Below are 23821 nucleotides of genomic sequence, written 5' to 3' on the forward strand. Positions count from 1 at the left end.
GAAGCGGCGCGCGGGCGCCGCGGCTGGGAGGCGCCGGGCGCGGTGGATCAGGGACACCGATGAAAGAAGGACCGCGCGCGGTTCCCCCCGATCCATGGGAGGACGATGGGTTGACCCGCATGGTAGCGTCCCGCCCGCGTCTTCGGGGGGACAACCATGGTGGAAAGGCGAATCTTTCTGGGCGGGTGGGGTGTCGGCGCGCCCGGTGAGCCCGCCCGCGCGCCGCGGCTCCGCGGCCGCGCGGCCGTCCACCATCGACGCTGAATTTTCGCTTGCAAGGCGCCCTCACGCGGGGGCCCGCCGCCGCGGCCGGACGAGGCAACAAAGCGATTGCCCAGGGTGTCCCCGTCTGTTAAAGCGGATCCGGTACAGCGGATGCGGCATCCGTCATGGGAGATGCCGGGCATCCGACCCTGGCAGCCGGGCTGATCGGCGGCGGGGTCGTCGTGTGCGCGCTGGAGACCTCGAGGGGTTCGACATGGACATTCGCGTGACAGAGGCGGACGTCGTCGTCGTGGGCGGCGGAAGCGCAGGGTCGACTGCAGCGGTGGAGGCGCAGCAGCGGCTGCCGCGGGGGCGGGTGGTGCTCCTCGAGAAGGCGCATATCAAGCGGAGCGGCGCCATCGCGATCGGCATGGACGGGCTGAACAACGCGATCATCCCCGGACACGCGACGCCGGAGCAGTACGTGAAAGAGATCACGGTGGCCAACGACGGCATCGTGAACCAGCGCGCCATCTACGAATACGCGCGGAACAGCTTCGCGATGCTCCAGGAGCTCGACTCCTGGGGCGTCAAGTTCCAGAAGACGCGCTCGGGCGATTTCGACGTCAAGAAGGTCCACCACAACGGGAGCTACGTCCTCCCGATGCCGGAGGGCTACGATCTCAAGAAGATCCTCACGCGCATGGTGAAGCGCGCCGGGGTGCGGGTGATCAACCGCGTCATGGCCACACGGATCCTCGTGACCGAGGGGCAGGTCGCCGGCGTGATCGGCTTCGACACCCGGGAGGGTCACATCGAGATCATCAAGGCCAGGGCGGTCATCCTCTGCTGCGGCGCCTCGGGGCGGCTCGGGCTGCCGGCGTCCGGCTATCTCCACGGGACGTACGAGAACCCCTCGAACGCCGGAGACGGCTACTCGATGGCCTACCACGCGGGCGCCGAGCTCACGGGCATCGAGTGCTTCCAGATCAACCCGCTCATCAAGGACTACAACGGTCCGGCGTGCGCCTACGTCACCGGCCCGCTCGGCGGGCACACGGTGAACGCGCGGGGGCACCGCTTCATCGAGAGCGACTACTGGAGCGGGCAGATGATGCTCGAGTTCTACCGGGAACTCCACTCGGCGAACGGCCCTGTCTACCTCAAGCTCACGCACCTCGCCCCGGAGACGATCACCGAGGTCGAGCGGGTCCTCCACCAGACGGAGCGCCCGAGCCGCGGCCGCTTCCACGAGGGGAGGGGGCACAGCTACGCGAGCGATCTCGTCGAGATGCACATCTCCGAGATCGGCCTGTGCAGCGGTCACAGCGCCTCGGGCGTCTGGGTCAACGAGAAGGGCGAGACCACGGTGCCCGGGCTCTACGCCGCCGGCGACATGGCGTGCGTGCCGCACAACTACCTCCTCGGCGCGCTCACCTACGGGAAGATCTGCGCCCAGAACGCGCTCGACTACCTCGATCGCGCGCCCGCCGTCGAGCCGCTCGCGACCGACGTGGACGCCGAGCGCGAGCGCATCCTCGCCCCGCTCTCCCGGAAGAGCGGCGTCGCGCCCCACCAGTACGAATACAAGGTGCGGCGCCTCGTGAACGACTACCTGCAGCCGCCGAAGACGGGCAACCGGATGACCCTCGGGCTCGAGTACTTCCTGCGCGCGAAGGGCGAGCTCGACGAGGTCACGGCGGCGAGCCCCCACGAGCTCATGCGCGTGATGGAGTGCCACTTCATCCGCGACTGCGCGGAGATGGCCGCGCGCGCCTCGCTGTTCCGGACCGAGAGCCGCTGGGGCCTCTACCATTACCGGCTCGATTACCCCGAGATGGATGACCGCCGCTGGTTCACCCACGTGAACCTGAAGAAGGGCGACGACGGCGAGATGGTCGCCTTCAAGCGTGCCGTGGAGCCTTATCTCTTCCCGATCGACGACGGCGAGCTCAAAACCTACCACCGGCTGCGCATCCCGGCCGAAGAGCAGCGCGCGCCGCTCTGACGAGCAACGAGGTCAATCCATGGGTCACCTTCTCAACCGCGAATCCGTCAAGGCGCAGCGCGCCAGGACCGTGGGCCACGCCGAGGCCTCCGTCCGGCTCGATCTGCCGGTCGTCATCGACGAGGCGTCCTGCATCAAGGGGTGCCGCATCTGCATCGACTCGTGCCCGGTGGACTGCCTCGCCATCCATCCAGAGACGAAGAAGGCGCACATGGCCTACGACGAGTGCTGGTATTGCCTCGCCTGCGAGATCGACTGCCCGAAAGAGGCCATCACCGTGAAGATCCCTTTCCTCATCCGGTAGCGGCCTCGAGGCGGAGAGACGACATGACACAGCCATCGCTCGCACAGGAGCTCGTGAGCGTGCTCCGGGATCCCGATCCCGGCGCGCGCCAGCTCGCGCTGACCCAGATCGAGGACCTCTCGGACCCGGAGATCCTCCACCCGCTCATCGAGGCCGCCCGCGACGAGGACCCCACGGTGCGGGCGCTCGCGCTCGGGCACCTCGAGGATCTCGGCGACCCGCGCGCCGTGCCCGCCATCCTCCGGGCGCTCGACGACGACGAGACCCACGTGCGCGAGGCCGCCGCCACGGCGCTCCGCGAGCTCCGCGGGGCCGAGGCGGCCACCCACCTGATCGACGCAATGCGTCACGACAGCCCGTTCGTGCGCATGTCGGTGATCGTGGCGCTCCGGGAGATCCGCGATCCGCGGGCGCTCGAGCACCTCGAGGGCGCGCTCCTCGACCCTTCGCCCGAGGTGCGGCGCGAGGCGGTGCTCGCCCTGGCCTACCTGCGGCGTCCCGAGACCGCCCGCGCCCTGCGCGGGAGCCTGCGCGACCCCGACGCGCGGGTGCGGCAGGTCGCGATCGGCGCGCTCGAGTCGCTCGGCGCGCCGGCGCTCGTCGAGGAGCTCGTCGCGCTGCTGTCCGACCCCGACTGGCGGGTGCGCGTCGAGGCCGCGATCGTGCTCGGCCGCTCGGCGCACGGCCTCGCCGCGCCGCACCTCCGGACCGCGCTCAATGACGCGGCCTGGCAGGTGCGGAAGGAGGCGGCGCTCGCGCTCGGGCGGCTCCGGGCGGCCTCGGCCGCGGCGGATCTCGTCGCCCTGCTCGAGAGCGAGCTGCCCGATCTGCGCAAGGCCGCCGCCCAGGCGCTCGGCGAGCTCGCGGCGGCGTCGGCCGAGGCGCCGCTCGGGCGGCTGCTCGGCGACGCCGACGTCGAGGTGCGGAAGGCGGCGTCCCGCGCCCTCGACGCCATCCGGGCAGGGGCCGGGCGCCATGGAACCTTCGCGAGGGATTGAGCCGATGATCCAGGCAGCGCGCGCGCTCTTGCTCCTCGTGGCGGTCCTCGTCGGCCTGTCGTGCACGACGGAGGAGAAGCGGACGATCCGCATCGCCATCGGGACGCAGGACACGACGATCAACTGCGCCACCGGCGGGCTCCTGATCCGGGAGCTCAAGCTGCTCGAGAAGCACCTCCCGAGGGACGGCAAGTACAAGGACGTCTCCTACGAGATCGAGTGGAAGGACTTCACCTCGGGGCCGCCGCTGACGACCGAGATGGTGGCCGGGAAGCTCGACATCGGCGCGATGGCCGATTTCCCCGGCGTGCTGAACGGCGTCGCCCACCAGAAGCAGGGGAGCCGCAGCCTCTACATCGCCACGCTCTCCGGCAGCGCGCTCGGGAGCGGCAACGGCGTCGTCGTGCCGCTCGACTCGCCGGCCCAGGGCCTGAAGGACCTCAAGGGCAAGCAGATCTCGGTCCCGTTCGGCTCGTCCGCCCACGGCATGCTGCTCCGGGCGATCCGCGATCTCGGCTGGGATCCGGACAAGGACGTGACGCTCGTGTCGCAGTCGCCCGAGGTCGGCGGCTCCTCGCTGAAGGCGAAGAAGATCGACGCGCACGCCGATTTCGTCCCGTTCGCCGAGCTGTTCCCGTTCCGCGGCTTCGCCCGGAAGATCTACGACGGCTCCAGCGTCGAGGTGCCGACGGCGCACGGCGTCCTGGTGCGCGCGGCGTACGCGGAGGAGCACCCGGAGATCGTCGTCGCCTTCCTCAAGGCGGCGCTCGAGGCCGATCGGCTGTTCGCGGAGGAGCCCGAGAAGTACAGCGAGCTCATCGAGAAGGTGACCGGCGTGGACGCCGAGGTCGCAACCATGTTCCACGGGCCGCTCGGCATCCAGACGCGGGACTTCACCATCAAGCCCGAGGTCCGCCGCGCGCTCCAGGTGGCCGTCGACACGCTCACGCTGCTCAAGCGCACCGACACGACGCTCGACGTCGGCGCGTTCGTGGACGACCGGTACATCCGGCGCGCGGCCCAGGAGCTCGGGCTCGACTACGAGGCGCGGCTCGCGAGCTACGCCAAGCTCCCGCTCTCCGGGAGCGACGCCCTGTCCGGCGAGCCGATCGGCGAGCCGGCGCTGGCCGCGCAGATCTGGGTCGGGGGCGAGCCGAAGGTGCGCGCGTACGCGAGCCCGGGCTCCGCGCTCGCCGCGCTGAAGCAGCTCACGGTCGAGGGCAAGGAGATCCGCGCCGCCTTCGTGCACGACCGGATCAGCGGGGTGAAGCTCCTCGCCGATCGCGCGTGGTACGCGCGGCGCCCCGACGGGAGCCTCGCGGCGTTCCTCGCGAAGGAGGACGCCGAGCGGTGGGCCGCGGAGAACACCGCGGCGGTCGTCGACTTCGCGACCCTGCGGGGCGACGTCACCAAGCTCACGGCGGCGGCGCCATGACGATGATCTCGGAGCGCAGCGCGCCGGCCGGGCCGGCTCTCGGCGGCCGCGCGACCTTCGCGCCCGCGCCGGTGCCGGCGAGCGCGTCCCGGCGGCGCGCGTCCCCGGCGCCGGGCGGCGAGCGGCGCCCGCGCCGCGATCTCGGCCGCGTCGCGCTGCGCGTCCTGTCCGTGGCCGCGTGCGTCGCCCTCTGGCAGTGGGCGTCGATGTCGCGCGTCGACCTCGGCCTCGTCACGTTCGTCAACGTGCCCGCGCCGACCGAGGTCCTCGTCGCGGCGCGGGAGCTCTTCGGCTCGCCGAAGCTCTGGCTGCACCTCTGGAGCAGCGTGCTCCGCGTCCTCGCGGGCTTCGCCGCCGCGGGCGTCACGGGCGTCGTGCTCGGGCTCGTCATCGGCCGCTCGCGGCTCGCCGAGGACACGCTCCTGCCGCCGCTCGAGGTCCTGCGCCCCATCCCCGGCGTCGCCTGGCTCCCGCTCGCGATCCTGATGTTCCCGTCGGCCGAGCTGAGCATGATCTTCATCACGACCATGGGCGCGCTGTTCCCGATCCTGCTCGCGACGATCCACGGCGTCGGCGCCCTCGATCCGCGGCTCATCGCGAGCTCGCGCAGCCTCGGCGCGCGCCCCTTCCGCCTCTTCCTCGAGGTGGTCCTCCCGGGCGCGCTGCCCAGCATCATCACGGGGATGAGCATCGGCATGGGCACGTCCTGGTTCTGCCTCGTCACCGCCGAGATGATCGGCGGCCAGTACGGCGTCGGCTACTTCACCTGGGAGTCGTACAACTTGCAGCGCTACCCGGACATCGTCCTCGGCATGCTGCTCATCGGCCTGATGGGCATGCTCAGCAGCGCGCTCGTCCAGCGGATCGGCGCGTGGCTCACGCCCTGGCACCGGCCGCAGGAGAAGGGCCGATGACGCCCGCCGCGAGCGCGCGGCGCTGGGAGAGCCCGGGGGGCGCCGTCGAGATCCGCGGCCTGTCCGTGGCCCTGGGGGCGGGCCCCCGCCGCGTCGAGGTGGTGCGGGATCTCGATCTGACCGTCGAGGGCGGCGAGCTCGTGAGCCTGCTCGGCCCGTCCGGGTGCGGCAAATCGACGATCCTGAACGCCGTCGCCGGGTACGTGGCGCCGGAGCGCGGCAGCATCGTCGTCGGCGGCGAGCCGGTCGAGGCGCCCGGGCCGGAGCGCGGCATGGTCTTCCAGCAGTCCTCGCTGCTCCCCTGGAAGACGGTGCTGAACAACGTCGGCTTCGGCCTCAAGATGCGCGGCGTCCCGGAGCGCGAGCGCCGGGACGCGTCCCGCCGCCTGCTCGATCTCGTCGGGCTGTCGGGGTTCGAGGACGCCTATCCGGCGCAGCTCTCCGGCGGCATGCAGCAGCGGGTCGAGATCGCGCGCGTGCTGATCACGGAGCCGCGCGTCGTCCTGATGGACGAGCCGTTCAGCGCGCTCGACGCGCAGACCCGGCTCTCGATGCAGGCGCTGCTCCTCGACGTCATCCGCCACGTGCGCACGACGGTGCTGTTCGTCACGCACGACATCGACGAGGCGATCTTCCTGTCCGACCGCATCGCCCTCATGACCCGCCGGCCGTGCCGCGTCGGCGCGCAGCTCGCGGTGCCGTTCGAGCGGCCGAGGAGCGCCGCGATCGTGGGCTCGGGCGAGTTCGCCGCGATCAAGCGGCGGTGCCTCGACGCCCTGAACGACGGGCGCTCGATCGCGGCGACCCCCGCGCGTGGCCGCGACCAGCGCCCGACAGCGTGAAGCGCGGACCGGCGCGGCGGCTCGCCCGGCGCGCGCCGCGCCGACGCGGCGAGGGGCGGCGCGTCGGGTCGCGGCGCGCAGCGGGCCGAGATCAGGAGCGCAATCTTGATGTTCCCTGCATTTTTCCTTACTACCGAGCGAGAGGAGTGATCCCCGATGCTCACTAGATTCCTGCGGGTGACCGACGTGCCGCTTCCCGGCTCGGTCGCGCTGCTCGCGCTTCGCGTCGTCACAGGCATTGCTTTCATCTTTCACGGCTGGGGGAAGATCCAGGCCCCCTTCAGCTGGATGGGGCCCACCGCGCCCGTTCCAGGGTTCTTGCAGGCGCTGGCCGCCATCGCCGAGGTCGGCGGCGGCATCGCCTGGATCCTCGGCCTCCTGACGCCGCTCGCGTCGCTCGGGATCGCCATCACCATGGCCGTCGCCGTCTCGGTGCACTTGATGAACGGCGATCCGTTCTTCGCGATGGGCGCCGCCTCCTACGAGGTGGCGGCGGTCTACTTCAGCATCTCCCTCGTGCTGCTCCTGCTCGGGCCGGGGAGGCTCTCCGCCGACGCGGCGATCTTCGGTCCGAAGCGCTGAGCGGCTCCGCGCGCGCTCGCCCGACGCGCGCGCTCGCGTCGCCGCCGGCGCTCCGGCGGCACGCCTGAGCCTCGCCGGCGGATCCCTCCGGCCCGGCGCATGAGGTGGGGACCCCAGGGGCCCGCGGTTCCATCGAGGTCGGACAGCGAGCGCGTCGCCCCTGGTTGCGCCGATAAAGCGAGGCCGTCCCGGTGGCCCCGGCACTATGCTGGCGTTGGGAGGGCTCGATGAACGACGGCGGGGCGAAGGCGCTCTCGAACGGCGCGCCGCGCGGTGTTGCTATCGCGGCAGCCTGTTCGTTCGCCCTCGGGTCCGTGGCGCTGGTCGGCTGGTCGATCCAGTCGACCCCCCTCGTCTCCATCGCGGACGGCCTGCCGATCATGGTGCCCAACACCGCGATCGCCCTCGTCCTCGCGGCGGTGTCGCTCTGGGCGCTGGGCGGGCGGGGGCGTCCGGCGCCGCTCCGCCGGCTCGGGCAGGCGTGCGCCGCCGCCGTCGTCGCGTTCGGCCTCGCGGCCCTCGTGCAGTACGTCTCCGGGTGGGATCTCGGCCTCGATCGCCTGCTGTTTCCGGCGCGCGTGGCGTTCCCGAGCAAGTTCCCCGGCAGGCCGCCGCCGAACACCGCGCTCTGCTGCGTCCTGATCGGCGCGGCGCTCCTCTCGCTGCCGGTGAAGACGCGGCGGGCCTGCCGGCTCTCGGACGGCGGCGCGCTCTCGGCCGCGGCGCTCGCGCTGACCGCGCTGACCGGTTACGTGTTCGGCGTCGGCTACTTCTACGGGCTGCCGCCGCTGTTCCCGTTCACGGGCATGGCGCTCCACGCCGCGATCGCCTTCCTCGCGCTCTGCGTCGGGCTCCTCATGGCGCGGCCCGACTGCGGGGCGTTCGCCGTTTTGACGGCCAGCGGGCCTGGGGGCGTCCTGTTGCGGAGCTTCCTGCCGTTCGTCGTCCTTGCCCCGCTCGCGATCGGCCGCCTCTTCCTGATCGGCGCAGATCGCGGGGCCTACCCCCTCGCCGCGTCGTTCTCGCTCGCCTCGGCCATCTCGACGCTCCTGCTCGGGGGCTCGCTCTGGGTCAGCGCGGCGCGCCTGAACCTGCTCGACGAGGCCCGGCGCCAAGCCGAGGGGGCGCGCGCCCACCTGGCGGCCGTCGCGCAGTCCTCCGACGACGCCGTGATCGGAAGCGCGCTCGACGGGACCATCCTGAGCTGGAACCCGGCCGCGGAGCGCCTCTACGGCTACAGCGCCGGCGAGGTGATCGGGAAGAAGCTGCCCATCCTGTGCCCGCCCGAGCGCGCCGGCGAGACCGAGGCGATCGTCGCGCGCCTGCGCCGCGGCGAGCGCGTCGAGCGCTTCGAGGCCGTGAGCCGGACCAAGGACGGCAGGGACATCGACATCGAGGTCACGGTCTCGTCGATCGGGGACGCCTCGGGCCGCATCACCGGCGTCTCGACGATCTGCCGCGACATCGGGCGCCGCAAGGCGATGGAGGCGGCGATCGAGAGCGCCCACGAGGCGGAGCGGCGCATCCGCGCGCAGCTCGAGGCCGTCGGCGCCGCGTGCGCGGCGGTCTCGGAGACGCTGGCGAACCTGCCGCGCTCCGAGTCGGGGATGCGCGCCGTGCTGGAGGTCATCACGCGGCACGCGAAGGAGATCTCGGGCGCCGACTACGCGGCGCTCGGCGTCGGAGAGGACGGCCGGCGGCCGTTCGACGCCTGGGTCCCGAGCGGCGTCCCCGCGGAGCAGGTCGCGCGGATCGGCGCGATCCCGCGCCCCGTCGGCGTCCTCGGCGCGGTGGCCCGCGACGGGCGGCCGATCCGGCTCGACGAGGTCCGCGCTCACCCCGACTTCATCGGGCTGCCGGAGCACCACCCCCCGATCGAGGCGTTCCTGGGCGTGCCGCTCCGCTTCCACGGCCAGAGCGTGGGCAACCTGTACCTCGGCAAGCGCCCCGGCCGCCCGCCGTTCACCGAGGACGACGAGCGCGTCGCGACGCTGCTCGCCGACCGGACCTGCAGCGCGATCGAGACCGCGCGCCTCTGCCGCGTCGAGGCGAACGAGCGAAGGCGGATCGAGGCGGTCGTCGAGCAGATGCCCGAGGCGGCGATCCTGGTCGACGCCGAGGGGCGGCTCATCACGTGCAACAGGCTGGCGCTCCAGTACGCCTCGCGCGCGGCGGGCGAGCTGGATCCGTGGGGCAACGCGGTGCTCTTCGACCAGAGGACCCCGGGAAGAGCGCCGGTCGGCTGGGCCGAGCGCCCGCTGACCCGGGCCCTGCATCGCGGGGAGGTCGTGACGGGCGCCGAAGGGCTGCTCTGTTGCGAGGGCGACGTCTTCGTCCCGGTGCTGGTCAACGCCGCGCCGGTGCGCTCGGACGACGGCGAGATCGAGGGCGCCGTCGCCGTCTTCCAGGACATCTCGGCGCTCAAGGAGATGGAGCGGCAGCGCCAGGAGTGGATCAGCATCATCGCGCACGACCTCCGCCAGCCCATCCAGGTCATCGCAACGGCGAGCCATCTCTTGCGCTCCCGGTCCGGCGAGCCGCTCGCCGCGGACGGCCAGAAGCAGCTCGGGAGGATCGCCTCGTCCGTCGAGCGGCTGCGCCGCATGATCGACGACCTCCTCGACGCCTCGCGCCTCGAGGCGCGGCAGCTGACGCTGGATCGCTCCCCGGTCGATCTCCGCGCGCAGCTCAGAGAGATCCTCGAGAAGTCGGCCGCGGCGACCGCGGGCCACGCCGTGCGCCTGGAGGTGCGCGGCGACGTGCCCGCCGTCCTGGCGGACCCCGGCCGGCTCGAGCAGATCGTCACCAACCTGCTCTCCAACGCGGCGAAGTACGGCCAGCCGAGCGGCGACATCGCGGTGGCCGTCAGCGCCGACCGCTCCTTCGCGCAGATCGCCGTGACCAACTGGGGCCACGGCATCGCGGAGGCGTCGCTGCCGCACCTGTTCAAGCGCTTCTCGCGCGCGACCGAGGGCGATCCTCGCCGCGTCCGCGGCGTGGGCCTCGGCCTCTACATCACGAAGGGGCTCGTGGAGGCGCACGGCGGCAGCATCGCTGTCGAGAGCACCGCCGGCGGCGCGACGACGTTCCGCTTCTCGCTGCCGCTCGCGGAGCCCGCGCCCGCCGCCAGCGCGTAGCGCAGCAGCGGGTCTCCTGCCCTGCCGCGGATCTCATCTTCGCGAGAGAACCCGCGGCGAGCTCCACAATTCGGGGCCAGCGAGCTCGGCAGTTCGAATTGACGAGCTGGGCAGTCGATCCGGCGAGTTTTATTACACCGAACGTCGTTCTCCGCATTCCGTTTTACGGCGCCACCATCCTTTCGCAGTATTCTGTGCTCAGGCCGCTCAGAATGATCGCAGAAGGAACTTCCTGAGGTGCTTATCCTTGCTACACCTGAGGTCCGCTCCGGCCCGACGTCGGGGCAGTAAGGTGGCGCAGCAGTGAATTCCTGGTTCTTGCAGGTGGGTAGGCGGCTGGGGCCCGCGGGGCGCCGGCTTTGGGTGCTCGGGATTATGGGGGTGGTGCTGGCGGTGACTCTCGGGCTCGCTCTCCGCGCAGCCCCGAGGGAGCGCGCGGCGACGTACACCGAGCTGCTCCAGATCGCGCAGGCGGGGCAGGCGACCGCGGTCGAGGTGAGCGGCGATCGCTTCTTCGTGCGCCAGGCGGGCGGCGTGACGGTGACCGCCGTCGTCGACGAGCCGACGCTCCGGCAGGAGCTGGTCTCCCGGTTCGCGGGCGCCGGCGCCTCGGTCGACTTCGCCTCCCGGGAGGAGCCGTCGCGCGCCGCGTCCACCGCGCTGCCGGTGGTCGTCCTCGCCGCGGTCGGGTTCGCGCTCTTCACGGTGAGCCGGCGCCGCAGCCCGAAGGTGTTCTCCGACGCCAAGGCCGGGGTCGTGCGCGCGCCCGTGCGCTTCGCCGACGTGGCCGGGATGCACGAGGTCAAGCAGGAGCTCGCCGAGACGGTCGAGTTCCTGAAGAGCCCCCAGCGCTTCGCGCGCCTCGGCGGCCGCCCGCCGCGCGGCGTGCTGCTCACGGGCGAGCCGGGGACCGGCAAGACGCTGCTGGCGCGCGCGGTCGCGTGCGAGGCGGGCGTGCGGTTCCTCTCGGCGTCGGGGTCGAGCTTCCAGGAGATGTTCGTCGGCGTCGGCGCCTCCCGCGTCCGCGCGCTCTTCGCCGAGGCGCGCAAGGCCGCCCCGTGCATCGTCTTCATCGACGAGATCGACGCCGTCGGGCGAGCCCGCGCGAAGGGGCACGGCGACTCCGCGTCCGCGGAGCACGATCAGACGCTGAACCAGCTGCTCGTCGAGATGGACGGGTTCGACCACGCGACCGGAATCGTGGTGATCGCGTCGACCAACCGCGTCGACATGCTCGATCCCGCGCTGCTCCGGCCGGGGCGGTTCGACCGCAAGGTCACGGTGCCGCTGCCCGACGTGCGCGGCCGCGAGGAGATCCTCAACGTCCACGCCGGGCCGATCCCGCTCGAGGGCGAGGTCGATCTCGGGTACATCGCCCGCAGCACGCCGGGCTTCTCGGGCGCCGACCTGGCCAACCTCCTGAACGAGGCGGCCATCCTCGCGGCCCGCGAGGGCGCCGACGCGGTGGATCCGACGCACATCGACCGCGCGCGCGACCGGGTGCTCATGGGGCTCGAGCGCAAAGGGGTGCTGATCGACGAGGACGAGCGCTACGCGACCGCGGTGCACGAGGCCGGTCACGTCGCGGTCGGGCTGCTCGCGCCGAGCTGCGATCCGGTGCACAAGGTGTCGATCCTGCCGCGGGGCCGCGCGCTCGGCGTCACCCAGGCGCTGCCCGAGAAGGATCGGCTGATGTACCGGAAAGAGTACCTCGAGGATCAGATCTGCATGCTGATGGGCGGCCGCGCCGCCGAGATGGTCATCCTCGGGACGATGACGGCCGGCGCCTCGGACGACATCCAGCGCGCCTCGACGATCGCGTGGAAGATGGTCGCGGAGCTCGGCATGAGCCACCTCGGCCCGATCTGCGTCGGCGAGGGGCACCCCGCGCGGAGCCCGGCCCTGCTCGACCGCGTCGACGAGACGGCGCGGGCGCTCACCGACGCCCAGCTCGCGCGCGCCGTCGACATCGTGAAGTCCCGGCGGAGCGAGATCGACGCGCTCGTCAAGGCGCTCCTCCAGAAGGAGACGCTCGGCATGGACGAGATCCAGGCCTGCTTCCCGGCCGATCGACGGCCGCGCGCCGCCCACGCGGACGCCTGAGCCGAGCAGGCTCGAGGGCGCCGGAAAGGAAAGCTCTTTCTGGCGCCCCCCGGGTCCTCTTCGGGATCCACCGCCTCACGGTCGCTCGCCCGCGCTCCTCCGGGCGCTCCCTCTCTCTGCAATCCATCCCTCTCTCTCCACGGGCGCTCCCGGAAACGTCGCACAGACGCCCGGACTGACGGCTGGCTCACCGGACATGAGGTATCCGGGGCCGCCTCGTCTGGAAGAGCTCGCCCGTGGGCGCGGCGCGCCGGAGGGGATGCGGCGCGGCGTCCCGGATGCCATGGCGCGTTGCATCGCTCATTCCGTCCTGAGGGCGCAAATCTCCCCTTGCGATTGCCGGGCAAGCTGGTGAAGTGGCGCCACTTGCATGCACGGATTCCGTCGCCTTCGCATCTCCTTCGACGGGGCGCTCTCTCCAACTTCCGGCTCGAACGGCCGGGCTCCGCGTCGCTCTCCGAGCGCGGCGCCGCTGTCGCGCGCTCATGTGCCCTGCGCGGGCGCGCGGCGCCGTGGCCCGGAGGCGCGCAGTGCCTGAGCCCCGGATACTGCTCCTGTCCAACAGAGACCCGGAGGAGGCCGTCGACGAGCCACCACTGGCGCAGCGGGTGGGGAGCGGCCGGCTCCGGCTCGGCCGGGCGGACGGCAGCGCGGCCGTCGCCGAGAGCGTCCTCGCGACCCTCGCCGCGGCCCCGGGCGCGCGCGTGGCGCACCGGCCCGTGCTCCGGCCGAGCGAGGTGCTCGCGGCCATCGGCGATCATCGCCCCGACGTGATCTTCAACCTGTGCGAGGCGCTCGACGGCGACAGCCGCCACGAGGTCATGTGCGCGTGGCTGCTCGCGGGGCTCGACCTCCCCTTCACGGGCAGCGATCACGTCGCGCTCCGGAGCTGCCTGCACAAGGGCGAGGCGAACCGCATCCTCGCGCGCGCCGGCGTGCGCGTGCCCGAGACGGTGCGGGTCGACGGCCCGGATCGCATCCCGGACGTCGCCTTCCCGGCCATCGTCAAGCCGGAGCGCGAGGACGGCTCGACCGGGATCGACCGGGGCTCCGTCGTCCGCGATCGCGCCGCGCTCCGCGACCAGGTGGCCGCGGTCGTCGCGCAGTGCCGCCAGCCGGTCGTGGTGCAGCGCTACGTGCACGGGCGGGAGCTCTCGGTCTCGCTGCTCGGCTGGCCCACGCCGCGCGTGCTGCCGCCCGGCGAGATCACCTTCCAGGGCCTGCCCGAGGGGCACCCGCACGTCGTCACGTACGAGTCGAAGTGGCGCCCGGAGACGGCCGCGTCGATCGGCACGCCCTCCACCGCGGCGGTCCTGCGGCCGCTCGAGCTGCGCCGGGTGGTCGCCGTCGGCCGCCGCGCCTTCGAGGTGCTCGGGCTGCGCGACTACGGCCGCGTCGACGTGCGGCTCGACGAGCGCGGGACGCCGTACGTCATCGACGTCAACCCGAACTGCGACCTCTCGCCGGACGCCGGCTTCGCGCGCGCGGCGGCGCGCGCCGGCCTCTCCTACGCCGACGTGATCGGGGAGATCCTCCGCGCCGCGCTCGCCCGCGGCCCGCGCCACGGCGATCTCCTGCGCGCGCGCGGCCGCGCTCCGGCGCGGGGCCGCGCGCGCGTAGGGGCGCGCTCCGCTGCGCGCGGCCCCCTCGCCGCCGCGCCCGAGGCGCCGTGATCGCGCAGCGCGGCCTCCGCCCCGAAGACCGGCCGCTCATCGCGGAGCTGCTCGAGTCGCTCCCGGCGTTCACGGCCGACGAGCGCGCGGTGGCGCTGGAGCTCGTCGACGTGACGCTGGCCCAGCCCTCGTCGGACGGCTACCGGTTCGTGCTGAGCTTCCACGGCGCGCCGGGCGGCGGCGGAGCGCCCCGGCTGGCGGGGTACCTCTGCTACGGCCGCACGCCGATGACGCAGTCCACGTACGACCTGTACTGGATCGCGACCTCGCCGGACTTCGCGCGCTCGGGGGTGGCGCGCGGGCTCGTCGCCACGATGGAGAGCGAGATCGCGCGCGAGGGCGGCGGCCTCGTGCGCGTGGAGACGGGCAGCCGGGAGGGGCACGGCGCGGCGGTGCGCTTCTACGACGCGGTGCAGTTCGCGCGGGCGGCGGTCATCGAGGACTTCTACGCGCCGGGCGACGATCTCATCGTCTACACGAAGCGGGTCGCCCCGGCGCGCGCCTCGGCCGCGCCCCCGGCCGGCAAGGGGGCGCGCGCCGCCTCGCCGGCCGCGCCGGGCGAGACGCCCGCGCCGTGCGAGCCGGCGCTCTACGACGCGGCCTTCGGCTACCGCGACTACGCCGCGGAGCGCGACTTCCTGCTCGCGTGCGCGCGCCGCTTCGGCGCCCGCCCGGTGCAGCGCGTGCTCTCGTGGGCGTGCGGGCCTGCGCGGCACCTGGAGGCGTTCGCCGAGCTCGGCGTCGGCTGCGCCGGCGCCGACGGCTCCGCGGCGATGATCGCCTACGCCGAGCGCGCCGCGCGCGCCCGCGGCGCCGGCATCCGCTTCTGCTGCGCGGAGCTCGACGAGCGCCCCGACGTCGCGCCGGTCGATCTCTCGTTCGTGCCGCTCTCGGCGATCCACCAGCTGGCCACGCCGGCGGCGCTCGAGCGCCACCTCCGGCTCGCGGCCTCGCTCCTCTTGCCGGGCGGCGTCCACGTCATCGAGGCGACGCACCCGGCCGATCTCACGCCGTCCGGCGTGAACCGGACCGAGTGGACCGAGCTGCGCGGCGACCAGTCGCTCGACGCGCGCTTCCGCATCCACATCGAGCGGGCCACGCCCGATCGCGCGGTGCCGGTGAGCCTCGAGGTGGTCTGCTCGGCGCGGCGCAACGGCGGCGCGCCGCGGGAGCTCTCGTCGTTCCGGCAGGAGGCGACCTGGTACATCCCGGACCTGGCCGGCTGGCGGCGCGTCGCGGAGCGGGTGCCGGAGCTCTCGCTGGTCGCGACGCTCGGCGACTTCAACGTCGACGTGCCGTTCGAGCACGTCGCCGCGTGGCGGCTGATCCTCGTGCTGAAGCGCCTCTGATCGCCCCCCGGCGCCGCGCGGCGCCCCCGGCCGGCGCGCCGCTCAGTTCAGGTCCCAGAAGTACTTGCCCCCGCTCGGCGGCGCCTCGTCCTCGCCCCCCTCGGGCCCGCCGCCGTCCCCAGACCTCGTGATGTGCATCACTTCCTCGAGCGAGCTCGCCTCGTCGCGCCAGTACGCTTCTGTGCCGAAGTGCGGGAAAGTCCTCGGGAAAATGGGATCGTGCCACCGCCGCGCGATCCAGGCGGCGTAGTGGATCATGCGGAGCCCTCGCAGCGGCTCGATCAGGCCGAGGGTCGAGCGGTCGAAGCGGCGGAGCTCCTCGTAGCCCTCGATGAAGAGCTCGCGCTGCCGGCGGGCGGCCGCGTCGCGGCCGGGGAGGAGGAGCCAGAGGTCTTGCACGGCGGGGCCGACGACCATGTCATCGAAGTCGAGCACGCGGAGGGCGCCGTCGCGGAGGAGCAGGTTGCCCGGGTGCAGGTCGCCGTGGATGCGGTGCACGTCGACGTCGCGCAGGCGCTCCTCGGCCGCGTCGGCGACGGCGCGCGCGGCCGCGAGGTACCGCGGCGCGACGGCGGCGGGGATGACGTTGCGCTCGGCGAGCCAGCCGAGGTCCTCGCGCGCGTACGAGTCGGCGGAGAGCCGGACGCGGTGCTCGGCGGTCCGCTGCGCGCCCACGTTGTGGATGCGGGCGGCGAGCCTGCCGAGGCGCACGAACAGCTCGTCTCCGAGCTCGTCGGGGGCGCGGCCGCCCATGCGCTCGAAGAGGCAGTACTGGATGTGGTCGATCTGCTTGAGCGTCTCGCCGTCGGGGAACGGGCGCGTCGGGCAGACGGGGATCTCGGCGTCCGCGAGCTCGGCGAGGAACCGGTGCTCTTCGAGGATCTGCTCGCGGGTCCAGCGCCCTGGCCGGTAGAACTTCGCGACGATGCGGGTGCGGTCCTCGAGCTCGACCTCGTAGACGCGGTTCTCGAACGAGTTCAGCGGATAGCAGACGCGGTTGCAGAAGACGCCTGCGGCCTCGACGGCCTCGATCACCTTGTGCGGGGTCAGCGAGAGGAAGAGGTCGGTCGGGGTGGTGGAGCTCATGGTCGGGGCGTCGGGGTGGGGGAGGGTCGGGTAGGGGTGTGGAGTCGGGTAGGGGGTGAGGACCGCGGTGGCGGAGCTGATCTATCCGGACGTGGAGTTGAGCGCCAACCGGCGCTGCGCTCGATGAGAAGTTTCGCCGCGCGCTCCCGGGATCCCTGGATCCCCAGGGCGAGCGAGGCGCGGCGAGGCGGGCAAACCGAGGCAGCGCGCCGGATCGGCCGGGCCGAGCGCCGCGGCGGCGAGCGGGCGGGCGGCGTGGTGGCGCTGTGTCCGGTGGGGCCGTGATACGCTAGCCTCGGATCGCATGATGGACGAGACGCAGCTGTCCTTTCCTCACCTCGAGATCACCAAGCTCGAGGCGATGGTCGAGATCATGTTCCTCGCCGCGTACGCTGACGGCTCCATCAACGAGGCCGAGCGCGCCGAGCTCACGGCGCACGCGGCGGCGATGAGCGCGGGCCGCCTCGGGGCGGAGGTCGTCGAGGCGCTCATCTCGATCATCGAGCGCTCGGTGCGCGAGGAGGGCAGGAATGGCCGCTTCGCGGCGCTCCGCGCGCGCCTGCCCGACGTGCGGATGCGCGAGGCCGCGATCGAGCTGGCGGTCCGGCTGGTCGCCGCCGACGGCGTGATCCACGAGAGCGAGCACGCGCTGCTCGTCGAGGCGGCGGGGGCGCTGGAGGTGCCGATCGCGTTCAAGGGGCGCGTCGTCTCGGGCTCCGCGCGCTGAGCCGCGCGAGGCGCGCGGCGAGGGCGGCGCGCGCGCCGCGCGCTGATCGGCCCCGGCTGCGCCGCGAGGGGCAGGGGGGCTGACACCCGACGCCGATGTGCTCGTCGCCCCCAGGCGCCGTGCGCAGGGAATGCGCTCTGCTACAACCCTTGCGCCGGCCGTCGCGCGCTGTCCGGGGCCGCTCCAGGCGGCGGCGCCCCGAGAGCGTGAGGCGCGCTGATGGCGAGGGGCGCCGGATCTGAGGCCTCGACCCCGCACCTCGGCGCCGCGACGGGCGCGAAAGAGGCGCATTTGCGGCGGTTTTTGTGGGCCTGATCCTTGCAGTACCCGTGGGCCAGAGGGCCAAAACAAGGTCATGGACACCCGCCGAACCGACAGCTCCACGACGCCACATGGCGCATCGATGGATCCCGCCTCGAATCGATCCCGTCCCCCGAGCGGGGGCAGAGCTTCTTCTCCGCGCGCGTACCGCTCGCCGCGATCTCCGCGCTGGTCTTCGGCGCACCGCCCCCCGTTCGATCCCGTCGATCTCCGGACGTCAGGCCGGCTGTCGCGGCCGTCCGCCTCGGTAAGGCGTCCTGGCGGCGAGGTCGTGCCGCTGGAGCCGGCGAGCGACACCCCGGCCGCGCCGGCGAGCGTGCCGCCTGCCACGCTGCGGGCGGGGCTCGCCGGCGTGTCGCCTGCTGTCGCCCTGCCGGCTCCGGCGACCGACGCGCCGGCCGCCGCGCTGCGGCGCTACGCCCCAGGCGACGTCCTGGCGGGGCGCTATCGCCTCACGGAGCTGATCGGCGAGGGCAGCATGGGCGCCATCTGGAAGGCGCGGAACGTCGCCCTGAACCTCGATGTCGCGCTGAAGCTCATCCGTCGTGACTGCGCGGTCCCGGAGGCGGCTTCGCGGCTGCTCAAGGAGGCGCAGGCGACGGCGCGGGTGTCGCACCGCGCGGCGGTGCGGGTGTTCGATCTCAGCTTCACCGAGGAAGGGGAGCCGTTCGTCGTGATGGAGCTCCTCCAGGGCCGGTCGCTGGCCCAGGTGCTGGCCGAGTCGGGCGCGATGTCGCCCATCTCCGCGGTCCAGCTGCTCCTGCCCGTGATCGGGGCGCTCAGCGCCGCGCACGGCGCGGGGGTCGTGCACCGGGACGTGAAGCCCGCGAACATCGTGCTCGTGCGCGACGGCCGCCGGATGGTCCCCAAGCTGATCGATTTCGGGATCGCCTTCACGGCGACGCGCGCGGTGGACGGCGGGCAGAAGGAGGCGCTGGTCGGGAGCCCGGCCTACATGGCGCCCGAGCAGGTCCGCGGCGGGCAGGAGTCGGACGCGCGCTCCGACGTGTGGAGCGTGTGCGTGGTGCTCTACGAGCTCGTGACCGGCCGGCGGCCGTTCGGCGGGCCGGGGAGCATCTCCATCGTGCACGACGTGCTGCGGGTCGATCCGCCGCGCCCGGAGGTGTTCGAGGCGCACCCGCGGCTCTGGGAGATCGTCGAGCGGGGGCTGGCCAAGTCCCCCGACGGGCGGTTTCCCGCGATGGCGGCGCTGGGGCGGGCGCTGGCCCAGTGGGCGATCGCGGCCGGGGTCGCCCACGACGTGACGGGGGCTTCGCTCGTCGATTACTGGCTGCCCTCTTCCTGATCTCCAGACATCGGCCCTCCCCGCGCCGCGCGAAGGGCCGCCTCTCCTCGGGCCGGCTCAGTACTGCACGTCGCAGCCTTTCGAAGCGGCGAAGGCCTTCAGGGTCTCGAGCTCGGTCGGGGTCGCGTCGCCGTAGGCCCAGCTGATCGCGCCGGCATAACCCTGGTTGTACCAGCTCTCCAGGAGCGTCGACAGGGTGGCCGTGGCCAGGCCGGCGATGGGGAAATCGGCCATGACGACCGGCTTGTCCGTGATGCCGTAATCCGCGGGCGACTGGTTGTACGGCCAGTAGCGGTTGACCCGGTCGTTCATGTGAAATGTGTAGAAATCGGCGTCGGTGGTCGTCCACGCGCGCGCCCACTTCATCGAGGCCGAGCCGATCGTGACGAGCGCCCTGCTCTCCGCGCGCAATACCCCGATCGTGCCGCGGAGGAAGGCCTCCATCTGCTCGTGTGCGATCGGCTCCACCTGGGGGTCCGGGTCGTAGTCGGGGTCGCCGTAGGGGCTCGGGCCGGTCATGGCCAGCTCGGGCTCGTTGATGACGTCCCAGGCGACCATCCGGTGCCGGTACGGGCTCTGCTCGACCGCCTGGGCGAGCGGCCTGACGACGTTCTCCAGGAGCGCCGCGCGCCGCGCGGCGTCCGTCACGAGCGGGGCAATGCCGACCGTCCTCACGCCGGCGTCGACCCGGGTCGCATGGAAGTTGTCGAAGGAGAAGAGACAGAACATGAGGTGTACGTCCGCCTGCTCGGCGAGCTCGAGCGCCTTCTCGACGTCGCCCCGCGTCGTCCCGCCGAGGCCGGTCGGGGTGTCGTTCGCGTCGAAGGCGACGCCCTCACCCCGGAGCTCCGGCAACATCCACCACCGCACGACGCTCGCCCCGTGCGCGCGGATGCCGGCGAGGTTCTTCGCATGCGTCTCCGCCTCGGCCGCGACGCCGCGCTTGTCCCACGCGGCAATGCCGCCGAAATCGCCGGCGAAGTTGTGCCACGCATAGTTCATTCCGAACATGAAGCGCGTCTTGCAGCCGATCTTGATTCCACCCTTCTCCGCAGGGCACTCGTCGACACACTCCACGACGCCGCCCTGGCCACCCTGCCCGCCGCCCTGGCCCCCGTGGCCGCCCTCGGAGGGGGCGCTCCCCCCGCCGCCGTCCTTGCCCGCCGCCGCGCCTCCAGGCGATCTGCCCACCGAACAGGCGGCGAGGAACAGCGCGGCTGCTGCGGTGAGGGCGCGGTGACCGGGTATGCAACGAGCGGTGCGCATAAGGATAACGGAGCGATGGTACGCTCGCCGGTCCACGAGCGCCATCCGAATCCCTGCCTCGCCGGCCGAGAGCAGCCTTTCGCGAGGTCGCGTGAACGGCGTGCAATGCCTCTGTACGACAGAGGTCGTCCGCCCCACGAGCCGCGCGCGCCGCCTGTGGGGTGGAGTGGGAGCACGCGGAGTCAGGCGCGCGGGCGGGGCCGCCGCAATGGGGGCGAGCGGGCCGCGCCGGCGGGCGCCGCGACGCGAGCAGGCCGGGCGGGGGCGCGGCGCGGCGCCGGCCGGGTCCCCCTTGAAACCTGCTTCCTCGGCCGGCTATTGGAGGGGCTCGGGCGCCGCTCGGGCCCCGAACGCCCCGCTTGCGGGAGGAGAACCACCGATCATGAAAGCGCGCGCAGCCGTGGCCCACAAGGCCGGCGAGAAGCTCACGGTCGAGGACGTCCAGGTGGAGGGCCCTCGCGAAGGCGAGGTCCTCATCGAGATCAAGGCCACCGGCGTCTGTCACACCGACGCTTACACCCTCTCGGGCAAGGATCCGGAAGGCCTCTTCCCCGCGATCCTCGGCCACGAGGGCGCGGGCGTCGTCGTCGACGTCGGCCCGTCGGTGAAGAGCGTCAAGAAGGGCGATCACGTCATCCCCCTCTACACGCCCGAATGCCGGCAGTGCTCTTACTGCACCAGCGGAAAAACCAACCTCTGCCAGGCCATCCGCGCCACGCAGGGCCGAGGGCTCATGCCGGACGGAACGAGCCGCTTCTCGATCGGCAACGAGCGGATTCACCATTACATGGGCACGTCGACGTTCTCGAGCTTCACCGTCCTGCCCGAGATCGCCGTCGCCAAGATCCGCGAGGACGCGCCGTTCGACAAGGTCTGCTACATCGGCTGCGGCGTGACGACGGGGATCGGCGCCGTCATCAACACCGCGCAGGTGCGGCCCGGCGACAACGTGGTGGTCTTCGGCCTCGGCGGCATCGGGCTCAACGTGATCCAGGGCGCCCGGATGGCCGGCGCCGACCTCATCATCGGCGTCGACATCAACCCGAAGCGCCGTGAGCTGGCCGAGAAGTTCGGCATGACCCACTTCGTCAACCCGAACGAGGTGCAGGGAGATCTCGTGCCCTACCTCGTCGACCTGACCCGGGGCGGCGCCGATTTCAGCTTCGAGTGCATCGGCAACGTCAAGGTGATGCGCCAGGCGCTCGAGTGCTGCCACAAGGGCTGGGGGACGAGCATCATCGTCGGCGTCGCCGGGGCCGGCGAGGAGATCTCCACGCGCCCGTTCCAGCTCGTCACCGGGCGCGTCTGGAAGGGCACCGCGTTCGGCGGCGCCAGGGGGCGCACCGACGTCCCCAAGATCGTCGACTGGTACATGGAGGGCAAGATCAAGATCGACGAGCTCATCACCCACACGATGCCGCTCGACGACATCAACCGCTCGCTCGACCTCATGCACAGCGGCGAGTCGATCCGCAGCGTCGTGCTCTTCTCCTGAAGCGCGCCTCTCCGTCGCGCTTCTCCCTCCGAGTCCCTCTCATTCCCTTCCATTCCCGATCACGCGCGCTCTCCCACGCCGCGCGAGGAGGGAGCGCGGCCGGCCGCGGCGCTCGGCCGCGAGCGTGACCGTCGGGGCGGACGCGCGCGCCATCGCGCCTGCGGGCGAGCTCGCCTTGGCCGCGGCGCGGGCGCGCGGCGGCCGGCCACGTCCGGTCAGCGGCCATCGGGGCAGGTGTCGGTGCCCTGCCGGCGCCGACGGGTGCTGCAAAAATGCTGACCCCTGTGACATCATCCGCCGCCATGGTCCATGTCACTTCCCTGGCGGGGTTGCCCGCCAACGCCCTCGCCGAGTCGACCTCGGGGACCGCGGCCTGCGATGCTGTCGTCCTCGTCGCGCCGTCGCCGATCGCGAAGCACGCAGGGGGGCTCGGGCCCACGGTCGGCGCGGTGGTCGATGCGGCCGCGCGCGTCGACTGCGCGCTGGAGGGCAAGTGTGCGCCGCTCGTCCTGCCGGCGCCCGGCGTGCCCGGCGGGCGCCTTGTGCTCGCGCCGACAGGGGCGCTCTCGGAGGACGTCGATGACGTCCGCTCCATCGCGGAGGCGGCGGCCGCCGGCTTCGCGCGGGCGGTGGAGGCGGGGGCGAGCCGGCCGCTGCTCGTCGTGCGCGCGCCGTCCGCGCCGCGGTTCGCGCGGGCGATCGAGGTGGGCGCCCTGGCGGCGCTCGGGAGCCAGTGGACCCCGCTGGAGGCGCGCGAGGCGGAGATGGCCCCGCGCTCGGCCGAGTCGCTCGCGGTGCTCGGGCTGCCCGAGTCGCGCGCCCGCGAGATCGCGGCCATCGAGGTCGGCCGCGCGCTCTGCCGCGACATCACCGGCACCGAGCCGGAGCGGATGGCGCCCCGCCGTGTCGCCGAGATGTGCGAGGCGGCGTTCGCGAGGACGGGCGTGCTCGTCAAGATCGAGCGCAACGTCGACGACTACCCGCTGATCAGCGCGGTCTCGCGGGCGTCGCGGGTGGTCGAGCGGCACCGGCCGTGCGTCGTGCGGCTCGACTACCGGCCTCGCGGGGAGATCCGGCGCACCGTGCTGCTCGCGGGCAAGGGCGTCACCTACGACACCGGCGGCGTCGACCTGAAGACCGACGGGCACATGGCCGGGATGTCCCGCGACAAGGGCGGCGCCGGCGCGGTCGCCGGGCTCGTGCGCGCGGCCGCGGCGCTCGGCCTGGAGGGCGTGCGCATCGTCGGGCTGCTCGGGCTCGCGCGCAACAGCATCGGCGAGGAGTCGTACGTCAGCGACGAGATCATCCGCAGCCGCGCCGGCGTGCGCGTGCGGATCGGCAACACCGACGCCGAGGGGCGGCTCATCCTGGCCGACCTGCTCGCGCTCGCGCGGGAGCTCGCGATGAGCGGCGCCGCCGACCCGATCCTGTTCTCGGTCGCGACGCTGACGGGGCACGTCTACCGCGCCCACGGCCCGTACACGGGCGCGATCGGCAACGCCGCCGCGCGGCCCGAGCTCGACCGGCTCGACGTCCTCGCGGAGCGCTGGGGCGAGCCGATGGAGCGCGTGCGGCCGCGGCGCGAGGACTACGCGTTCGTCGCGCCGCGGTCGAGCGCCGAGGACGTGGTCTCGTCGAACCGCCTCGCCTCGGTGAACACGCCGCGCGGCCACCAGTTCCCCTTCGCGTTCCTCGATATCGCCTCGGGGCTCAAGGGGGGGACGCTCCCGTTCATCCACCTCGACATCGGCGGCGTCAGCGTCGAGTCCGCAGACTGGCAGTTCGGCCGCCCCACCGGCGTCCCCATCCCCAGCCTAACCGCCTACCTCTCCGGTGAGTCTTAATCTTAGGGGCACACCCGCTTCGGATACGGGCCCATCTCGACGTTTTCGGTGCTGGTAGACTTAGGGGCACACCCGCTTCGGATACGGGCCCATCTCGACGTTTTCGGTGCTCGGCGTACAGGAAGTACGCCTGCGCGCCGAAAACGCCGATCTGGGCCCGTCTCCTGTGCGGGTGAGCCCCGGCAACGGTTGGGGGAGAGAGGGAGAGGGGGGAGAGAGAGGGGGTG

The 23821-nt window shown here is 72.7% G+C and carries 17 protein-coding genes; 15 read left to right on the plus strand and 2 right to left on the minus strand.

Features of this window, described 5'->3' with window-relative positions; translation table 11 throughout:
- Positions 1-478: 478 nt before the first annotated feature.
- From NQZ70_RS17545 to NQZ70_RS17595, 11 genes are all read left to right on the plus strand, one after another.
- Positions 479-2212 carry a fumarate reductase/succinate dehydrogenase flavoprotein subunit gene (locus NQZ70_RS17545; protein ID WP_129575235.1) on the plus strand — a complete coding sequence of 578 codons (1734 nt, stop codon included), beginning with the start codon at positions 479-481 and terminating at the stop codon, positions 2210-2212.
- Positions 2213-2231: 19 nt separating this feature from the next.
- The gene (locus tag NQZ70_RS17550; RefSeq protein ID WP_129575236.1) at positions 2232-2516 is read left to right on the plus strand and encodes a ferredoxin family protein; all 285 of its coding nucleotides are present in this window, start codon (positions 2232-2234) and stop codon (positions 2514-2516) included.
- Positions 2517-2539: 23 nt separating this feature from the next.
- Positions 2540-3514: a HEAT repeat domain-containing protein gene (locus NQZ70_RS17555; RefSeq protein ID WP_129575237.1), complete on the plus strand. Its 975-nt coding sequence runs from the start codon at positions 2540-2542 to the stop codon at positions 3512-3514.
- 4 nt (positions 3515-3518) lie between these two features.
- On the plus strand, positions 3519-4949 hold the full coding sequence (locus NQZ70_RS17560) for an ABC transporter substrate-binding protein (protein WP_129575238.1): 1431 nt from the start codon (positions 3519-3521) through the stop codon (positions 4947-4949).
- Complete coding sequence (locus tag NQZ70_RS17565) at positions 4946-5863, plus strand: ABC transporter permease (protein WP_129575239.1); 918 nt, start codon at positions 4946-4948, stop codon at positions 5861-5863. The genes NQZ70_RS17560 and NQZ70_RS17565 overlap by 4 nt, the downstream gene beginning before the upstream one ends.
- Positions 5860-6705 (plus strand): ABC transporter ATP-binding protein, encoded by an 846-nt coding sequence (locus NQZ70_RS17570; protein WP_129575240.1) that lies wholly within the window; start codon positions 5860-5862, stop codon positions 6703-6705. Before NQZ70_RS17565 ends, NQZ70_RS17570 begins: the two co-directional genes overlap by 4 nt.
- Positions 6706-6861: 156 nt before the next feature.
- Positions 6862-7287 (plus strand): DoxX family protein, encoded by a 426-nt coding sequence (locus NQZ70_RS17575; protein ID WP_129575241.1) that lies wholly within the window; start codon positions 6862-6864, stop codon positions 7285-7287.
- Positions 7288-7514: 227 nt separating this feature from the next.
- Positions 7515-10424 carry a PAS domain S-box protein gene (locus tag NQZ70_RS17580; RefSeq protein WP_237245383.1) on the plus strand — a complete coding sequence of 970 codons (2910 nt, stop codon included), beginning with the start codon at positions 7515-7517 and terminating at the stop codon, positions 10422-10424.
- Positions 10425-10799: 375 nt separating this feature from the next.
- The gene (gene ftsH, locus NQZ70_RS17585) at positions 10800-12527 is read left to right on the plus strand and encodes an ATP-dependent zinc metalloprotease FtsH (RefSeq protein ID WP_237245655.1); all 1728 of its coding nucleotides are present in this window, start codon (positions 10800-10802) and stop codon (positions 12525-12527) included.
- 530 nt (positions 12528-13057) lie between these two features.
- Positions 13058-14200, plus strand: a complete 1143-nt coding sequence (locus NQZ70_RS17590; protein WP_237245384.1) for a D-alanine--D-alanine ligase — start codon at positions 13058-13060, stop codon at positions 14198-14200.
- On the plus strand, positions 14197-15549 hold the full coding sequence (locus tag NQZ70_RS17595) for a GNAT family N-acetyltransferase (protein ID WP_129575243.1): 1353 nt from the start codon (positions 14197-14199) through the stop codon (positions 15547-15549). The genes NQZ70_RS17590 and NQZ70_RS17595 overlap by 4 nt, the downstream gene beginning before the upstream one ends.
- A 42-nt stretch (positions 15550-15591) precedes the next feature.
- On the opposite strand, the gene NQZ70_RS17600 is transcribed toward NQZ70_RS17595, so the two are convergent.
- The gene (locus NQZ70_RS17600) at positions 15592-16635 is read right to left on the minus strand and encodes a serine/threonine protein kinase (RefSeq protein WP_129575244.1); all 1044 of its coding nucleotides are present in this window, start codon (positions 16633-16635) and stop codon (positions 15592-15594) included.
- Between the two features lie 304 nt (positions 16636-16939).
- Here NQZ70_RS17600 and NQZ70_RS17605 point away from each other — a divergent pair, with 304 nt between their 5' ends.
- Both NQZ70_RS17605 and NQZ70_RS17610 read left to right on the plus strand, forming a co-directional pair.
- Positions 16940-17362, plus strand: a complete 423-nt coding sequence (locus tag NQZ70_RS17605) for a TerB family tellurite resistance protein (RefSeq protein WP_129575245.1) — start codon at positions 16940-16942, stop codon at positions 17360-17362.
- A gap of 592 nt (positions 17363-17954) precedes the next feature.
- On the plus strand, positions 17955-18989 hold the full coding sequence (locus NQZ70_RS17610) for a serine/threonine-protein kinase (RefSeq protein WP_129575246.1): 1035 nt from the start codon (positions 17955-17957) through the stop codon (positions 18987-18989).
- Between the two features lie 57 nt (positions 18990-19046).
- Here NQZ70_RS17610 and NQZ70_RS17615 read toward each other — a convergent pair whose 3' ends face one another.
- Entirely contained in the window at positions 19047-20255 is a 1209-nt protein-coding gene (locus NQZ70_RS17615; protein WP_237245385.1) for a hypothetical protein, read from the minus strand.
- A gap of 382 nt (positions 20256-20637) precedes the next feature.
- Between NQZ70_RS17615 and NQZ70_RS17620 the strand changes: the two genes are divergently transcribed.
- Both NQZ70_RS17620 and NQZ70_RS17625 read left to right on the plus strand, forming a co-directional pair.
- Positions 20638-21750, plus strand: a complete 1113-nt coding sequence (locus tag NQZ70_RS17620) for an S-(hydroxymethyl)glutathione dehydrogenase/class III alcohol dehydrogenase (protein ID WP_129575247.1) — start codon at positions 20638-20640, stop codon at positions 21748-21750.
- A 302-nt stretch (positions 21751-22052) separates the two neighbouring features.
- Positions 22053-23594, plus strand: coding sequence for an aminopeptidase (locus NQZ70_RS17625; RefSeq protein WP_237245386.1), 1542 nt, complete (start codon positions 22053-22055; stop codon positions 23592-23594).
- Positions 23595-23821: the final 227 nt, after the last annotated feature.

The organism is Sorangium sp. So ce836, from assembly GCF_028553905.1.
Lineage (GTDB): Bacteria > Myxococcota_A > Polyangia > Polyangiales > Polyangiaceae > Sorangium > Sorangium cellulosum_D.

What these genes read in the sequence shown, in the direction of transcription:
- NQZ70_RS17545 (WP_129575235.1), top strand. Translation starts at nt 479, where the DNA reads ATGGACATTCGCGTGACAGAGGCGGACGTCGTCGTCGTGGGCGGCGGA.
- NQZ70_RS17550 (WP_129575236.1), top strand. Translation starts at nt 2,232, where the DNA reads ATGGGTCACCTTCTCAACCGCGAATCCGTCAAGGCGCAGCGCGCCAGG.
- NQZ70_RS17555 (WP_129575237.1), top strand. Translation starts at nt 2,540, where the DNA reads ATGACACAGCCATCGCTCGCACAGGAGCTCGTGAGCGTGCTCCGGGAT.
- NQZ70_RS17560 (WP_129575238.1), top strand. Translation starts at nt 3,519, where the DNA reads ATGATCCAGGCAGCGCGCGCGCTCTTGCTCCTCGTGGCGGTCCTCGTC.
- NQZ70_RS17565 (WP_129575239.1), top strand. Translation starts at nt 4,946, where the DNA reads ATGACGATGATCTCGGAGCGCAGCGCGCCGGCCGGGCCGGCTCTCGGC.
- NQZ70_RS17570 (WP_129575240.1), top strand. Translation starts at nt 5,860, where the DNA reads ATGACGCCCGCCGCGAGCGCGCGGCGCTGGGAGAGCCCGGGGGGCGCC.
- NQZ70_RS17575 (WP_129575241.1), top strand. Translation starts at nt 6,862, where the DNA reads ATGCTCACTAGATTCCTGCGGGTGACCGACGTGCCGCTTCCCGGCTCG.
- NQZ70_RS17580 (WP_237245383.1), top strand. Translation starts at nt 7,515, where the DNA reads ATGAACGACGGCGGGGCGAAGGCGCTCTCGAACGGCGCGCCGCGCGGT.
- ftsH (WP_237245655.1), top strand. Translation starts at nt 10,800, where the DNA reads ATGGGGGTGGTGCTGGCGGTGACTCTCGGGCTCGCTCTCCGCGCAGCC.
- NQZ70_RS17600 (WP_129575244.1), bottom strand. Translation starts at nt 16,635, where the DNA reads ATGAGCTCCACCACCCCGACCGACCTCTTCCTCTCGCTGACCCCGCAC.
- NQZ70_RS17605 (WP_129575245.1), top strand. Translation starts at nt 16,940, where the DNA reads ATGATGGACGAGACGCAGCTGTCCTTTCCTCACCTCGAGATCACCAAG.
- NQZ70_RS17615 (WP_237245385.1), bottom strand. Translation starts at nt 20,255, where the DNA reads ATGCGCACCGCTCGTTGCATACCCGGTCACCGCGCCCTCACCGCAGCA.
- NQZ70_RS17620 (WP_129575247.1), top strand. Translation starts at nt 20,638, where the DNA reads ATGAAAGCGCGCGCAGCCGTGGCCCACAAGGCCGGCGAGAAGCTCACG.
- NQZ70_RS17625 (WP_237245386.1), top strand. Translation starts at nt 22,053, where the DNA reads ATGGTCCATGTCACTTCCCTGGCGGGGTTGCCCGCCAACGCCCTCGCC.